General features: G+C 36.1%; 15 protein-coding genes. 2 read left to right on the top strand and 13 right to left on the bottom strand.

The features are described from left to right. Nucleotides 1-5 precede the first annotated feature (5 nt). Nucleotides 6-1,793 (bottom strand): fumarate reductase (quinol) flavoprotein subunit, encoded by a 1,788-nt coding sequence (gene frdA / locus A1D26_RS00900; RefSeq protein ID WP_157402247.1) that lies wholly within the window; start codon nt 1,791-1,793, stop codon nt 6-8. A 469-nt stretch (nt 1,794-2,262) separates the two neighbouring features. On the opposite strand from frdA, the gene A1D26_RS00895 reads away from it, so the two are divergent. Both A1D26_RS00895 and A1D26_RS00890 read left to right on the top strand, forming a co-directional pair. Next, nucleotides 2,263-3,018 (top strand): phosphodiester glycosidase family protein, encoded by a 756-nt coding sequence (locus A1D26_RS00895; protein ID WP_157402422.1) that lies wholly within the window; start codon nt 2,263-2,265, stop codon nt 3,016-3,018. Nucleotides 3,019-3,129: 111 nt separating this feature from the next. Further along, a complete protein-coding gene (locus A1D26_RS00890; RefSeq protein ID WP_157402246.1) occupies nt 3,130-3,843 on the top strand; it encodes a pirin family protein in 714 nt (237 codons plus the stop codon). Nucleotides 3,844-3,921: 78 nt separating this feature from the next. On the opposite strand, the gene A1D26_RS00885 is transcribed toward A1D26_RS00890, so the two are convergent. From A1D26_RS00885 to A1D26_RS00835, 12 genes are all read right to left on the bottom strand, one after another. Beyond that, the gene (locus A1D26_RS00885; RefSeq protein WP_157402245.1) at nt 3,922-4,695 is read right to left on the bottom strand and encodes an ADP-ribosylglycohydrolase family protein; all 774 of its coding nucleotides are present in this window, start codon (nt 4,693-4,695) and stop codon (nt 3,922-3,924) included. A 9-nt stretch (nt 4,696-4,704) separates the two neighbouring features. Beyond that, nucleotides 4,705-5,436: a hypothetical protein gene (locus A1D26_RS00880; RefSeq protein ID WP_157402244.1), complete on the bottom strand. Its 732-nt coding sequence runs from the start codon at nt 5,434-5,436 to the stop codon at nt 4,705-4,707. Between the two features lie 226 nt (nt 5,437-5,662). Then, nucleotides 5,663-5,860, bottom strand: coding sequence for a hypothetical protein (locus A1D26_RS00875; RefSeq protein WP_157402243.1), 198 nt, complete (start codon nt 5,858-5,860; stop codon nt 5,663-5,665). Between the two features lie 20 nt (nt 5,861-5,880). Then, on the bottom strand, nt 5,881-6,534 hold the full coding sequence (locus tag A1D26_RS00870; protein ID WP_157402242.1) for a HEPN domain-containing protein: 654 nt from the start codon (nt 6,532-6,534) through the stop codon (nt 5,881-5,883). Nucleotides 6,535-6,659: 125 nt separating this feature from the next. Continuing rightward, nucleotides 6,660-7,073: an SMI1/KNR4 family protein gene (locus A1D26_RS00865; RefSeq protein WP_157402241.1), complete on the bottom strand. Its 414-nt coding sequence runs from the start codon at nt 7,071-7,073 to the stop codon at nt 6,660-6,662. A 22-nt stretch (nt 7,074-7,095) separates the two neighbouring features. Further along, on the bottom strand, nt 7,096-7,896 hold the full coding sequence (locus A1D26_RS09520) for an HNH/ENDO VII family nuclease (protein WP_198303017.1): 801 nt from the start codon (nt 7,894-7,896) through the stop codon (nt 7,096-7,098). Nucleotides 7,897-7,922: 26 nt separating this feature from the next. Further along, the gene (locus tag A1D26_RS00855; protein ID WP_198303015.1) at nt 7,923-10,340 is read right to left on the bottom strand and encodes an ATP-binding protein; all 2,418 of its coding nucleotides are present in this window, start codon (nt 10,338-10,340) and stop codon (nt 7,923-7,925) included. Further along, a complete protein-coding gene (locus A1D26_RS09515; protein ID WP_198303013.1) occupies nt 10,331-11,065 on the bottom strand; it encodes a hypothetical protein in 735 nt (244 codons plus the stop codon). The genes A1D26_RS00855 and A1D26_RS09515 overlap by 10 nt, the downstream gene beginning before the upstream one ends. 12 nt (nt 11,066-11,077) lie before the next feature. Next, nucleotides 11,078-11,983 (bottom strand): hypothetical protein, encoded by a 906-nt coding sequence (locus A1D26_RS00850; RefSeq protein ID WP_157402240.1) that lies wholly within the window; start codon nt 11,981-11,983, stop codon nt 11,078-11,080. A gap of 11 nt (nt 11,984-11,994) precedes the next feature. Further along, on the bottom strand, nt 11,995-14,340 hold the full coding sequence (locus A1D26_RS00845; RefSeq protein ID WP_157402239.1) for a dynamin family protein: 2,346 nt from the start codon (nt 14,338-14,340) through the stop codon (nt 11,995-11,997). 29 nt (nt 14,341-14,369) lie between these two features. Continuing rightward, the gene (locus A1D26_RS00840) at nt 14,370-15,308 is read right to left on the bottom strand and encodes a dynamin family protein (RefSeq protein ID WP_157402238.1); all 939 of its coding nucleotides are present in this window, start codon (nt 15,306-15,308) and stop codon (nt 14,370-14,372) included. Between the two features lie 25 nt (nt 15,309-15,333). After that, the gene (locus A1D26_RS00835) at nt 15,334-15,663 is read right to left on the bottom strand and encodes a hypothetical protein (RefSeq protein WP_157402237.1); all 330 of its coding nucleotides are present in this window, start codon (nt 15,661-15,663) and stop codon (nt 15,334-15,336) included. Between the last annotated feature and the right edge of the window lie 7 nt (nt 15,664-15,670).

Genomic DNA, 15,670 nt, shown 5'->3' with positions numbered 1-15,670 from the left:
TTCTGTTACTCCTTTTTTGCTGCCGCTTTTTCTTGTGCTTCCGCTTCTGCACCATAAACACGTTTTGCAGGTTGTGATTTAGTAATTTTCACATCGCTATATTTAATCGTTGGTGCACCATCTGCATTGTAGAATGCTTGAGTGTGTTTTAAATAATTTACATCATCACGCTCTACATAGTCTAAACGTTGGTGAGCACCACGAGATTCTTTACGTTCAACTGCTGATGATGAAATAGATTGAGCAACATCAAGGATATATCCAAGCTCAATTTTGTAGAGTAAGTCCGTGTTAAATACGCTTGAGCTATCTTTTACTTTGATACGTTTATAACGTTCTTTTAACTCTGCAATTTTAGCGACTGTTTTTTCCATACTTTCTTGTGTACGATAAATACCACAGCCTTCTTCCATTGAGTCACCCATTTCATTACGAATTTGTGACCAAGATTCTTCGCCCTCTTGACGAGCTAACGCATAAACACGTTCTAATACATCTTGAGCCTGTGCATCAATTACTGCTTGATTACGTGGACTAGCTTCGACTGCACGTTGAGCTGCCATCTCACCTGCTACTTTACCGAACACGACTAATTCAGCTAGTGAGTTTGAACCTAAACGGTTAGCGCCGTGTAATCCTGATGATGCACACTCACCGACTGCAAATAAGCCTTTAATGCAAGTTTCGGCTTGTTGATCAACTTCAATACCCCCCATCGTATAGTGAACAACTGGACGAACAGGAATTGGTGCTTTAGCGGGATCTACACCCTCATAAGCTTTTGCTAATTCACAAATAAACGGTAAACGTTCGTGTAAGTATTTTTCACCTAAATGACGTAAGTCTAAATGTACGACATCAACACCTTTTGCTGTTTTTAATGTGTTGCCTTTACGCCATTCTTGCCAGAATGCTTGAGAAACTTTGTCACGCGGACCTAATTCCATATATTTATTTTCTGGTTTACCGATTGGAGTTTCTGGTCCTAGACCATAATCTTGTAAATAACGATAGCCATCTTTATTCACTAAAATACCGCCTTCCCCACGACAACCTTCAGTCATCAAAATACCGGTATTTGGTAAACCTGTTGGGTGATACTGTACAAATTCCATATCACGCAATGGCACACCATGACGATAAGCCATTGATAAACCATCACCTGTTACGATACCACCATTGGTATTGAAACGATATGCACGACAGCCACCGCCTGTTGCAATAACAACTGCATTTGCATTGATTTGGACGAAAGTTCCTTCCATCATATTCATTGCGACACAGCCACGAGCGTGACCATCATCAACTAAAATATCTACAACAAAATGTTCATCAAAACGAATAATCTGCGGGTATTTAATTGATGTTTGGAAAAGGGTATGTAATAAGTGGAAACCTGTTTTATCGGCTGCAAACCAAGTACGTTCGATTTTCATCCCACCGAAACGACGTACGTTTACATCACCATCTTCTTTACGGCTCCAAGGGCAGCCCCAACGTTCAAGTTGAGTCATTTCAACTGGAGAGTGCTCTACGAAGTACTCTACCACGTCTTGTTCGCACAACCAGTCACCACCACCAACGGTATCGTGGAAGTGTTTATCATAAGAGTCAGTTTCTTTAACTACCGCAGCAGCTCCCCCTTCTGCCGCAACAGTATGGCTACGCATTGGATAAACTTTTGAAATTAAAGCTATTTTTAGATTTGGATTTGCTTCCGCAGCTGCAATTGCAGCTCGTAAACCGCCACCACCAGCGCCCACAATGGCAACATCAACATTGATAGTTTGCACAATTTCCTCCTTGGGAATATAAATACATCAACTAAAATTTGCAGATATTTTGCCATTATTTCTTATGGTTTATAACCACTTTTTACAATTTCTTAACATAAAAAAAGCAGTTTTGTGATCTATCTCAAAAAACAGATCAAGCCATTCCAAGGTATTGATAATCGCTCTTATTAAGTATGTGATTTAATAAGAAATTTTACTAAATAAGCTAGTCATATTTATATAAACACTATAATAATTTATCCACAATAATGAATAAAAACAATGTTACAATATTCCCCATGTCATATTAAGTAACGCTCAGACAAAAAGCCCTACATTATCTTCATCTGTGTTACAAAATTATGCCATAGCCCTTAGCGTAACCATAAACTAAAGAAGCTGTAGCCTCATCAAGATTATGAACTTGTTTATATTGATGAGCAGGGAGTGATTCTTTATTTTTATGTTAATTGACTATACTATGCCAATGAAATCTCTTTTTTTGTTTTTTATTCTCTTACTGAGCTTTACTGCTCAAGCAAACTCATCTTGCATTGAAAATCGTAGCGAAAATGGTGTTATTCATATCAGTAAGATCAATCTGAATTGTCCTCATCTTGAAATGATTACGACATTACCAAAAGATCAGGGATTAACTGTTTCTGAATTTGCTGAAAAATATCAAACTAATGTGGCAATTAATGGGAGCTTTTTCCGTAAAGATCTATCGCCTCTTGGCTTAAATATCTCTCAATTTAAAAAATGGCAAAAAAGCAATGACACCTTAGCTCGCTCTTTTTTGGCTTGTACCGCCAATAATCGTTGCCATATTGATCCAATAAATCGTATTACTTCTGCTAAGCCTAACTGGAAATTAGCACTCGCAGGGTGGCATTATTACAGTGAAAAATCAGGTAAATTTGAATGTTCCACACGTGACAAAATTGGTTGTTCGCAAGATATTTTTACGGGTAAGCATCCAAGAACAATGATTGGGTTAGATGAAAAGCATAACTGGCTCTATTTAGTTGTAGTTGAGGGGCGACAGCTTACCTATCGTGGAATGACAATGGATGAATTAGCACAATTAGCGACCCAGCTAAATCTAACTTACGCATTGAATTTAGATGGCGGGGGAAGTTCGACAATGGTGATTGATAATAAACGTATCTCCGCGCTACCTTTGTTACAAGGTTCAGAAAGAAAAGTTGCTAATCATTTTGGCGTGAGATTACAGCGGTAACAAACTTATTATTTCTATATAGGAAAGAGTCTATTGCTTTTTAATGCCTTTATCTAGCATAGGTGAAATTATAGAATAGTCCCTAAGTTGATACAAAATGAAGGACTTACAATGAAATATCTTTATCACTCAGCTGACTCTCGTGGCAATGCTGATCATGGTTGGCTAAAAAGCCGTCATACTTTTAGTTTTGCAAATTATTACGATCCTGAACGCTTAGGTTTTGGGGCGTTGCGTGTTATCAACGATGATTTTGTCGAAGGTGGAATGGGGTTTGGTACTCATCCCCATAATAATATGGAAATTATCTCAATTCCTTTGTCTGGCGATTTGGCTCACAAAGATAGTATGGGAAATGGTAGTATTATTCGCAATGGCGATATTCAAGTAATGTCCGCAGGCACTGGTATTACCCATAGCGAAATGAATGCAAATCGTGATCAAGCGGTTACATTTTTACAAATTTGGGTAATTCCGAATAAACGCAATGTTGAACCTCGTTATCAACAAATTACCATTGCTGACCAAGCTAAACCGAATGATTTCCAGCAAATTCTTTCACCCAATCCTGATGATGAAGGCGTTTGGATTCACCAAGATGCTTGGTTCTCACTAGCAAAATTTGAGCTTAACCACAGTAAAACGTATCAATTACATAAAGAAAATAACGGTGTTTATGTATTTGTTATTAAAGGAAATGCGAAAATCGGCAACAAAGAACTCAATGAACGAGATGGTTTAGCTGTATGGGACACACAATCTTTTGATGTCACTGCATTATCTGAAAATGCAGAAATTTTGCTGATGGAAGTGCCTGTGGCTTAAACATAATAAGTGTCATATTTTATAACGCCCGAATCTGTCGGGTGCTTAACATTGATAGTGTGTAAGGGATTTCCTAAATCATTTACGCTCTTCTACTTGTCGTAAAATATCCAAAAACTCTTGAGGTAAATAAGTTACCGCTTTGGCTTTGATTTCTTCTGGCACGCCTTGATAAAAGGTTTCTGCAATTGAGCCTGTAATTGCAGCAATAGTGTCAGAATCTCCACCTAAAGATACTGCAAGACGTATTGAATCTTCAAAATCTCGGCTTTCTAAAAAAGCAATAATAGCCTGTGGCACACTTCCTTGACAGCTGACATCAAACTCATAAACAGGGCGAATTTCATCGCAAGTCTGATTTAAGTTATAGGCAAAAAGCTGTTCAATAAAGTCTTTAATAAACGCCTTATCTTTACCTGCTCTTGCAAAATAAATTGCCGAAGCCACCGCTTGTGCCCCCTTAATGCCTTCTGGGTGATTATGCGTAATCTCAGCAGATTGTTTTGCTCGCTCTAATACCGTATCAATATCATTGCAAAGCCAGCCCACTGAAGAAACTCGCATTGCCGAACCATTCCCCCAGCTGTTATAAGGTACAGGAATAACATTCGGGTTTAACCAACGAACAAAAGTACCACCGTAGCCAGCATAAGGATATTTATTTCCCCATTTACGCACTATCGCAACAAGATCATCTTGGTAATTGTTCAACGCCCATTCTGCAATAGCGATAGTACAAACCGTATCATCAGTAAAACAGCATTCAGATGTAAATAATTCAAAATCGACACCCTTATAATTATTAAATTCAAAACGTGAACCAATAATATCGCCTGTAATTGCTCCAAACATATTTTTCTCCTAACTTAATATATTCTTGTAGATATAGCCACCTAAATAAATAATTATCAATAGAAATAATGATAATGACTTTATCCTCTCTAGTAATAATATTATAGGTGATACTTTATAATCACACCTAATTACAATATTAAAATTTCTTTGATACACAAATAACTCAGAATCGTCATCCTTGTAGTCATTAAATTCAACATCTGAACCAATAATATCACCTGCAGTAGCTCCCAATATATGTTTTATCCTATTTAATGAAAATGATTCTTGCTCTGCTAAATTTACCGTTTCACCTGTATTTTCAATAGTTTGAACAAATTGATTTAAACAATTTTCAAATTCTATTCCCCAATTAGTATTTTCAACAGAAGGATTCAATTGAAATTCCGTATCAGGAAGCATATTTTCAAATGGAATTTGAGATACCCCAAGTGATAAATAGATACCATTTATTTGATCGAGTATGGATATAAATTTCTCTAATTCTTTTTGGGCTTCTTTTTTTAATTTGTTTAGCTTTTTTAAACAACCTTTTCTCTGCCATTCAATCGCTTTTCGGGCAATCCAATTTTCATCACCAAAAGTCATTTCACATTTAACTGCTTTTAGTTTCAACGGTGATGTATCTGGCAAATCTTGAGATAATTTAATACTAGATAACAAGAGCTCTATTTTAAGATTGTCTAGCTCTTTTTCTTTCTCTGTTTTATCTGATAGAGATGGGGTTATATCTGTCATATAGCATTCCTCTGTGGTAAAAGTACTGTTTTGTAATAAGCCTATTGTTACCTAAGAGAAATGTTTATGCACGTCAGGTTGTGTCGTGGGGAAAAATTTTTTATAAATGTGAATAAATCCTCCCTTTTAAGCTACTAGCAACCTATAGCTTGGGGTATTTAATGAATGGACACACGCAGTGTGTCCGAAACATCGTCAATAATCTATATGTGCATATCTTGCACCATTAGATCTTTGGAAATTTTTTTAGAAATGGTGAGAATTGAATTTTTTCAACAAAAGATAATTTTCGAGTTACTGTTTCTTCGCCACATTTCGGACAATTACCATAAAATACATATACAACATCAGAAGTCATCAATACATCACTTTTCCAATCACATTTAGGGCAACATTCTCTTAATGGTTCATTAAATGGCATCATAATTCGGGTTTCCTTATATTTTATGTAATGTTATTTGCATTCACTACGGGATAAAACGGCTTACCCCAATCAATTTCAGAATGATTTTCCATCATAATTTGTAACATTGCTGGAATGAGCAGTTTTAAAACATTACAACCATCGCGTAATTGTTCTCGATTAACTCGACTATTGTAAGTTGCACCACCGTGAATAATTTGGTTTCGTAATGTATAAAGGCGACCAAACATCACATCTAAAATACGTTCTGTTTTTTGATTTTCTAAAGCGGAGAAAAAACGTTCACGCTCTTTTATCTCTAATTTTAGGTACTCTTTTTCTGGGATTTTTCCGTTATGAAAATCCCAAAAAGGTTGGAAAACAAAAGGGTTATCCAACAACAAGCGGATATATTGAGGAAATTTTTTCCAAACTAAGTGATAGATCGTTTTCTCATTATCAAATGAGCAAATTCGTAATAAAAACTCATTAAATGTTGCTCTATCTCTTTGCTCGTCTAGCTCACGAGCATAAGCGGCATTAAAAGCAATCCATAATGAAATAAACTGACTATCTAAATCTGCATCTTGTTCAGCTTTCTTTAACCAGCTTAGAGAACGATAAACTCGTAAGCGGAAATTGTCATTAAAAGATTCTTTGTGGAATTTGAAGGTTGATTCTAGTTCTAATAGCATAACGGCAACTGATTATTTAAATTTATGGATAGGGTTTAAGATAGTATTCTAGTTGATAAATCATAGAGCCAATCTGATTGATTGGCTCAACTTAAATATAGTTTGAATTTATCAGTGAATAGAATCTAATTCATAAAAATTAAATTTTCAATTAATTTATTTAGAGAATCAGGAATTTCTTTATCTTCTGGGAATTTAAACTCATTAAAATACAAAATATTGGAATGCTTGTTATCGTATAAATAATATTGGTGTCCATCCCCAAATGAATAAAGCACAACACACTCTATAGGTAGTTCAGGAAATTCACGTCTCAATGCCAATGTTGCACTGATTACATTGAGATAGCTATTTTCAGGAATACCTAAGCCATAGAATTCTTCTCCATTAGCTGAGATTGCCCCTATATTAACCAAAAAAGTTTTGTATTCTACAGAAAAAGAACAGCCTAGTTTTTGCTCAGCACTATCGATCTCAGCTTGGTTTGCAGTGTGAAGACTAATACCTTCAGTCAATAATTTATTTTTTAAATCACACATTTTTTTCTCCTATTACCCATTATTAGACATCATTATTAGCTTGTTGTTCTTTTACTGCTTCAGCCATTGCTTTCCAATGTTCTTTACGCTCTTGATTAAAATTAGGACGAGCAATTTCTGATTCAATAGCTTTATCGTGAAGAATAGCATCGTTTCCATCTCCTCTATGTTCTTTCTGGGTTAGCTGTGCTAACGGAGCATCACTACTTTGACCAACATGGTGTAGTTCAATTGGTTTTCCATTTTTATCCAATGGAGCTAATCCCTGCTCCATTCTTTCAAGATTTGTTCTTCCAAGCTCATCTTTTTGGTCATAATCAATGTCTGTTCGAACCAAACACCATTTACCATTGATTTCCATTGGTTTTAGCCCTGCTTTTTCATAAATCTCAACTTCTTCTTCACTGGTTAAGTTTTCAATGATCTCCTCAGGCCACCCATTTTCTCTTAATCGTTCCTTTGTTTCATCAGTAATCGGAGTTAAGTCTCGATTTTCTAATGATTCGAGTAATTTTTCTGAATCCATATTTGTGGGAGCAATATAACATATACGAGGATCATCTTCAGCGATATCAAGAGGTTCTACCTGAGGAGAAGGGTATAAATCGCCACCATTCAAATCACCGCTTATATCGTCAGTATCTGGCAACTCTACTTTGGGAAAAGGATGCAGATCCCCACTATCCAAATCACCGCTTATATCGTCAGTATCTGGCAACTCTACTTTGGGAAAAGGATGTAAATCTTTATCATCTGAATTATCTTTTAAATCCTTAATCTCAGAAGAAATATCTATTTTATTAAAATTACCTAGTTCATTCATAATACAATTCCTTATTTAAAAATATATTATCCTAATAGTTTGAAAAACTCTTCTTTTGATGAAATATATTCATCTGTTATGGAAGAATAAAATCCTATTAATTCTTTATCTGAATAATCCAATATATTTGCATCAGGATCTTTTTCTAATGTATTTAACATATTTAATAACTTATTTTTATGTTTGGGAAGGATAGTTGAGTCCTGAAATACATTTCTTATTTTTTCAAAGTCTAACTTATCTCGCTTTTCTAATTTTTTACTAAATAAAAACTTAGCTAAACATTCATTGAATATTTTTCTTTGTTCTTGTTTCTTTTCTTGCCTTTTATCTGGTTGTTCAAAATACTGCTCATTAGTTTCAAAATAAGCAACCTTACACAAAATCGGCTCTAACCAATCATTTTGATACACAACAGCTACGCCTTTTGGTAGTTTAGCAATTTCTTCTAGTTGCTCATCCGTTACACCGGATGCCTTAGCAGCCAAGCGACGATCTGTTTCTTCAGGTAAACGCATAATAATTTTGGTGTTGGTATTACGAATAGCTGAAATATCTACCGCACCAGGTGATTGGTCTGCAATAATAAAACCTTCTCCATAAGTACGCATTTCTGCAATTGCATTAGATAGCATTTCAACGGCTTTACCTGCCACATTTGAACCTTCGCTACTTTGCTCGCTTGATGTACGTTTTAAAATGTTATGCGCTTCTTCTAAAACCGTAACGTGTTTTAGCTTCACATTCATTCCATTGCTTTCGCTAGTACGATGTTCGCTTAAACGCATAACTAAAATACCCATAATGAGAGATTTCGTTTCTTGCGAACCTATACGGCTTAAATCTACGATCACATTTTCATCAAATAAAATATGATTATCGACTTCATCAGCACTGAAAATTTGCCCATTTAATCCGTTTGTTAAAGATTTTACTCGGGTTACTAAAGAACCTTCATAGTTACTTTTTACCTCTTGCGAGAATTTAGATTCGTTAATCACTTTTTCTAGCTGTTGGAGCAAATCTTTAAAACTTGGGAAAAGGTTTTTATGTCTATTTTCAGAAGTTTCTAAATTCCAACCACTTACTCGATAGGCTTCAAGCATTGCATCTTTCAACACAGCTGGCATTGCAGCATACATCGGCCAGCAGACGTTAAAAATCTCAACCAAGCGATCAATATGCTCTAAAACGTGAATATCTTCAGGGAATTTGAATGGATTGATACGTAAAAGTGATGTTTTTTGAGGATTAGTCCCAAAAACCTTCACATCAGATCGGAAGCCAAACACATTTTTATACTCCCCTTTAGCAGGCTCAATTACCATAAATTTCACATCATTTTGGTTGAGCTGATCCAGTAGTTGGTAAACCGTATTACTTTTCCCTGAGCCTGTTGAACCTGTGATAAAAATATGGCTAGAGAGTTTTTCTACATCAAGTTCTACTTTTTGTGGTAAATCCTGCCATAAATGACGAACTTGCCCTAAATTGACCACTCTTTCTGCTTTTTCATTTTGTCCGTTTACATTTTGGATACGGCGACCAAATGGCATCGCTTCCACTACCGTAACAGTCGAAGTAGAACGACGTGGTAGCGAAAGTTGAATTGCCATTTCTTTGCCTGATACCAACGTTGATGGGGTCAAATAACCAACACCTAAACCTTGAGAAAACTCTGCGGTTAAACGAGGGTGAGATAAATTTGCCAACCACGTTAATACATCTTTTGCCAAGGCTTTGTTTGGGCGTCCTTTTACTTCGGTGTTATCCCAAGTTGTAAGAGAAAAATCTTCACTATTGGAATTTGCCCCACGCATTAACCCTAAGAACATACTAGCAAGCGATTGTGATGCAGCAGTGTTATCACTGATAAAATATGCCGCACTGTTCCAACCACCATAACGGCGAGCCTCATTAACACGCTCTAATTGTTGATCCACCTTTTTCAACATCTGTTCAATATTTTTATCCGTCATTTCTAAAGTAATTTGACGGCTAGAACCGATAGTTTGATTAGTACTATGGGCTTTATTTTTATTTATCGCAGTATTTTCGTTTTTTGTTTCGGATTTTGCTGTGCTTTCTGAAGAGCCCTCGGTTTCATTTTCGGATGTTCCAGTGGTTGTAGAAGAACTGCTCCCTTCTGTTGTACTGCTGCCTAGTACGGTACTTAGCACAGCACCGCCTACGCTGATACCAATACCAATAAGTGGATTAGATAAACCTGCCAATGCAGCGATTTGAATTGCACCATTTGCTACTGTTGAACCAACGGCGATTGCTTTTTGAGCAGCACCTGCTGTGGATGTGCTGCTAGATGTACCATTGGTTTGACTAATATTTTTACCACGAGAGATGCTATAACTTGTTCCCTTAGTTTCAGTCAGACCAATACTTGTTCCAAAAGAGTGGCTGATGCCTTCACTGATACTTAACCCCACACTATCACTTTCATTTTCACCAAAAGAAAGTGTTTGTTTGAGTAATGGGGAAGCTGAGTGGCAACGCCTTCATAACCTGCTTGAATCCTATCTAACTGATGAGCAGAGACTGGTTCAGCTAAAATCAATGCTTGATATTCACGCCCTTCTGCTGCATCAATAAAATGCTCCAGCCCTTGCATAAAATGCTCACGTTCTTCTACGGAGAGAGAAGGCACACCTGTTACTGCTGTGATCGATAATGAGCGTTCAGATGCAAAATCTTTAATTAGCTCTTCACTCTCTTTACCTTTCAATCGATTAAGTTGGCTACCAGCAAAGTGCCCTTTAAAGGTTTCATCGAGTAATTGTCCAGCAGTACCGCCTTGCATTTTATTCGCTGCTCCTCTTGTACCAAGATAGAGCATCGTTTCAGAACCATTACTTTGTAGTAATAAGAACACAGAATAACCAGCTGTACCCAGTGCCGTGTAAGCTGCTGTCATACTTTCTAGCATTGATTGTTTATTTTCCAATACTACTCGTTCAACCTTGAAAATGCGTACATCGGTAGCAAAATTGATTTTGATTTCCTCTGATGGGAACTTCTCTAGTGTTTGTAAATCAAATTGCCCTAATTCAGATAAATAACTTTTATTGAGTAATTCACGCCCATTAACCAATGCGGATAACGCTTTTCGACGAATTTGTTGCTCTTCAATTTTTAACATTTCTTGATTAGCCACTGATATTTCTCCTTAGTGAAAAAGTTTCCATAATGCCAACGCGACTAACCCACCTACGGCAAGAATGGCTGCTAATACTTTGGAATTACTGTTATTTGTTGATTGTTCCTTTGTTTGTCGTGCGGGTTGCCCCGTTTGACTACGCGGTGTAGATTGTGATGCAGTACGTTGCGAGCCAGCTTGAGTTTGCACTTGTGGCTCTTTACGCTCCACTTTAATTTGTTGGAAATCAGGATCGCCTTTCTTCATCAAAGTTTCACGCACATTTACCAAATGGAAAAAACGCACCAAAGCAAAGTTCAGGTTCAAATCACCTTGCTGTAAGTTAAAATAACGCCCATTCCATTTGCTCTCATCTTGCTCAATTTCCGCAATAAAAGCACTGGTTTTATACTCTTCAAATACGCCTTTTGCATTTTTTTCCACATAAAAGACCGCTTGTATAAGCTCTTCAATGGTTAAGCGGAAGTCTGATAATTCTGCAAATAAAAATGCACGAATTGCGGATACATCTTGTGCGTCTATATAGCCTTTTAGTTTGCTATTTGGTATATAACGGCTTAAATCTGGCTCAACATACTGATTAGCTTTTGGTGTTTCTTGGGTAAAATTAGTTGTCGTGTTTACTGTTTCAGTCATATTTTCTACGGCAAATCCTTGTTCTGGGATTTGTTGTAGCCGTTCTTTTACCTGAATTAGATGCTCGCACAATTCCTGAGAAAAATTATTTGCAAGTAAATTGACCTTACTAAAGAAATAATGGCTTACCCAATGGTGCTGGAGTTTTAAATCGGCTTTAATATGCTCGGCTAATGGGGAGAAAATCCCCCCTTGTTTTACTAGTTCTGCTAATTCTTTGCGATTTTGTGCAGCAGAAATTTTTCCGTTCTTTAAATTAGTAATAAATTGCTGTTTCATCTTAGTTCTCCTTAAAGGGAAATGACTTGTTCTAATTTTTCCTTAAACTTATTGATCTGATCTAATTTTTGTTCAGCGTCCTTAATTTGCTGATCTAATTTCTCTTCATTTTCCATTTTTACTTGCAATTCTTCGGTAATTTTATTCATTGCAGCAGTATATTCTTCATCAATGAATGTCTTAAATTGGTTAAGATAAGTTTTAGTATCTTCTTCAATTTTATTATAGGCATTCTCTACTATTCCATTTAAGTGTTGATAAATGTTATCGTCTTTAGTTTTGTAGAATTTATTCAGGTCTACAACAAAATATTCATCTCCATAAATATCATCTCCCCAAGTCCAAAACTTGAATGTAGAGAAATACTTAACTTTCCCAATTACATCTCTAGTTGAAAAAGTGTCATTATCTCCCACTGATAATTCTAAGTTGCTCATTGTCTGTTTTAAACTTTCCAATACTGGTAATGGTAGTTTGCTAAAATCCTCGCCATTAAATAAGCTATTATTAAACTTATCAAAAATCTGTTTCAATTTGCTCTTTGCTTTCTCTTGTGCTTCTTCTACTAAAGTAGGGAAATAGGAAAGCAATTCCATTGCTTTATTTCTCACGTCTTCTTCCAAGCTTGCCACTCGGCGTTTTGCCTCTTCTACAGTAGCTTCCCCCTTAAAATCACGCCCAAATTTAGACATCATTTCTCGTATATCGGCTTCTTTATCTCTAATTTGACTTATAATCTCCTTAGAGAGTATGTTACTGCCATTGACTGAAGAATAAGAAGAGCTAGAAGAGAGAGAATAGCTAGAAGAATGAGAAGAACTATCAACCAACAATCCATCAATCTTAGCTTTGGCATCCGCTTTTAGTTGTTCACTATTTCGTAGATTTCCTAAAATTTCTTTGACGCGTTCTAATTCATCCTTCTTTAGTTTCAATGATCTAACTAATTCTTGCTCATCACTGCTGATTTGGATTGTGGTTTTTAACGCGTCATAGGCACGATTAACACGGTTTGGCAAATTATATTTATCAATATATTCATCAATCATCGCCTCAATTGCTGGAATACCTGTACGGTATTCAGCTGGAGCAACCTCACGACTTGCTAAAATCTGTTTGGCACTGCTGCTTAATGGCATATGTTCAACAAAATCAATGCCAGGGTAATCGCCATCAGGTAAACATTTTCGTTTCCATTTATATATTGAATCTTGTTCATCACGAGTTAATTGTTCGTTAGCAATTTCTCTTCTAATCAATCCTGTATTTAATGCTGAGACGGGATAAACAAGTGGGTCATCAATCCCATAACTTCTCAAAATATCGCGAGCATCTTCTAAGAATTTTTCAACAGTGGTTTCTTTCTCAATATCAATGCAATCCATTTTATTAATTACAAAAATAAAACGATCTTTACTCTGCTTACCGCCTTTTCTCATAATATCGGAAATCATTGATAATACTGATTTATCGTCATCTATCCCCAAGTGCTGAGCGTTTAATACATATAAGATCAGTGGATTACGTAGGGAATCTTGAATATAAGCTTGGGTGGTTTTCCAGTGGCTTCTATCTTGGCTGTTGTTAGGCCCCGGAGTGTCACTAATAACCAAACGGACATCTTCACGCTCTGTAATACCAACAATATTCCCTTCCAACTTAATAAGTTTGGTATCTTCTAATTTGTTCCATTCTTGTAAGGTCGCAAGAGTGATTTGCTGTTGTGGATCAACCAGTTCACCGTCTTTGTTGTAGCGTTCACCAATAAATTCTTTATGTTTCATTTTGTCATTATCAGTGATTTGAGCAATAGTAGCTGTCGTTGCTTGGTTCGCATTCGGTAATAGTTCACAGCCTAGCATTGCGTTAATAAATGTCGATTTACCTGCCGACATTGTTGCTGCCACATATACGTCAAAATCACGGTTAAATGCAGCTTCAAAATTAGCTTGAATTTCTTTACTTTGTTCGATTTTTTCTTTGAAAATAGGGTGTTGCTGAGCTTCTTGCATCAACCCTTTAATTTGCTCCAAACGCTCACTAACTTCGGTAGCTTTTTCCCATTTAACATTAACTTCAATGCCTTTTTCTTTGGCTTTTTCTGCTGCAATTTTTACATCAGAATAATCCGCTTTTACGCCTTTAAAAATCACATTAAAACTGCCATAGCCATTAAATTCATTGCGATCGACTTCTTCAAAGAAGTTTTCAATCCAAAGTTGTAAACGTTTATTTGCATATTGCATTAACGATGAATTTACTGCTGGAGTTTGCCATTCTGCATCTTGTGAAGGGCGAGCAAAAAAGTGAGTTTCAATAGTAAACGGGTTATGTTCAATACGAATTTCGTAACTCATAGTCTTTTCCTTATGGGTAAGTAGATAAATTAAAATGGGGTTTTCGATAATCTTTGTTGCAATAAATATTGTACAACACCAAAACCAGTTCGCATTATTGACTTGCTTAGGCGTTGTTTGGTAATAGTGCCGTTAGCAAATTTTACTCTGCCAACAGCTTTTGTTTTCTTTAATTTATTTAATATTTTGAGTTTTTGTGTCGTTTCTATTGTAGATGCAATAATCAAATTATCGTTTAAGCTGTTCAAAGCAATATTGACATCTGCTCGTTCAGTGCGTGTAAGCGGTGTATTATTTAACATTTTTTGCAATATCAGTGCGTAATGTGCCGCTGTTGGAATAATAGTGGGTTTATTAAATCCAATGTTAATGAGATATTTTTGAGCATTTGCAACCACCTTATCTAAACGTTCGCCTTTTTCTTCATCTAAGCAATCCGCTTTATTGAGTAAGAAAATAATCTGCTTGTGTGGATCTTTTTCTAATGTAGCTTGGATTTTCTCTAACAGGCTTTTATCATCATTTACTCCTAGTTGTGTTGCATTTAGTACATACAAAATCAAACCATAATTACCATCATTAATGACTTCCATCGTTAAATTCTCGTGGCTTTCATCTTGGCTATTATTAGGGCCTGGTGTGTCGTAAATAACAATATCCATTGCATCATTGTGTAAAGCCTGAATATCTCCTGCAATATCAATCAATTTGATATTAGGGTCAGCATTCCACTTTTTCATCGTATCAGCATCAATTTTGTGAGATTCTTCTAGCAATTCATTTTGGTATGAATAAGCACTTCCAGAAAAGAAAGGTAGATGATCTTGATCGTGAATTCGGGTAATGGTAGCTGTCGTTGCTTGATTGGCAGAATGGAGCAATTCTTTCCCTAAAAGAGCATTGATCACCGTTGATTTTCCTGCACTCATTGTGGCAATCACAACCACATCAAATAAATTTTTTGACATATATATCCTATGTTAAAGATTACAATTACGATTTTTTATACACTACACTAATTCGATTATTTGCAATATCCCTTGCAATTTCATAATCAGGGTCGTAAGTTAAGATATTATGTGCAGCGATAGAGGCGAGAGAGAAAATACCTAATGCAGGGTTTAATAATCCTGCCATTCCTGCAACAATGCGATTTTTAGTGTAAATTCGGCATTTTAAGTATTGGCTTTCAATATACTTTTCTAAAACTTCTGTGATATCCAGCATATCTTCCGTTTTTACACCGCAGATCTCAAAAGATTGTCTGCTATCAATAAGTGTTTGGAATTGGTTGTAATAATTTGAATAAGTGAGTGTTGCCATTGTTGTT

Origin of the sequence: Ursidibacter maritimus (assembly GCF_009761395.1) — a bacterium.
Classification (GTDB): Bacteria; Pseudomonadota; Gammaproteobacteria; order Enterobacterales; family Pasteurellaceae; genus Ursidibacter; species Ursidibacter maritimus.
Note: the sequence above shows the minus strand (reverse complement) of the source record. Positions and strands in the feature narration are given on the sequence as shown.

Bases quoted from the DNA above. Each gene is read 5' to 3' on its own strand.
- A1D26_RS00895 (WP_157402422.1), top strand. From the start codon at position 2,263: ATGAAATCTCTTTTTTTGTTTTTTATTCTCTTACTGAGCTTTACTGCT.
- A1D26_RS00890 (WP_157402246.1), top strand. From the start codon at position 3,130: ATGAAATATCTTTATCACTCAGCTGACTCTCGTGGCAATGCTGATCAT.
- A1D26_RS00885 (WP_157402245.1), bottom strand. From the start codon at position 4,695: ATGTTTGGAGCAATTACAGGCGATATTATTGGTTCACGTTTTGAATTT.
- A1D26_RS00880 (WP_157402244.1), bottom strand. From the start codon at position 5,436: ATGACAGATATAACCCCATCTCTATCAGATAAAACAGAGAAAGAAAAA.
- A1D26_RS00875 (WP_157402243.1), bottom strand. From the start codon at position 5,860: ATGATGCCATTTAATGAACCATTAAGAGAATGTTGCCCTAAATGTGAT.
- A1D26_RS00870 (WP_157402242.1), bottom strand. From the start codon at position 6,534: ATGCTATTAGAACTAGAATCAACCTTCAAATTCCACAAAGAATCTTTT.
- A1D26_RS00865 (WP_157402241.1), bottom strand. From the start codon at position 7,073: ATGTGTGATTTAAAAAATAAATTATTGACTGAAGGTATTAGTCTTCAC.
- A1D26_RS09520 (WP_198303017.1), bottom strand. From the start codon at position 7,896: ATGAATGAACTAGGTAATTTTAATAAAATAGATATTTCTTCTGAGATT.
- A1D26_RS00850 (WP_157402240.1), bottom strand. From the start codon at position 11,983: ATGAAACAGCAATTTATTACTAATTTAAAGAACGGAAAAATTTCTGCT.
- A1D26_RS00845 (WP_157402239.1), bottom strand. From the start codon at position 14,340: ATGAGTTACGAAATTCGTATTGAACATAACCCGTTTACTATTGAAACT.
- A1D26_RS00840 (WP_157402238.1), bottom strand. From the start codon at position 15,308: ATGTCAAAAAATTTATTTGATGTGGTTGTGATTGCCACAATGAGTGCA.
- A1D26_RS00835 (WP_157402237.1), bottom strand. From the start codon at position 15,663: ATGGCAACACTCACTTATTCAAATTATTACAACCAATTCCAAACACTT.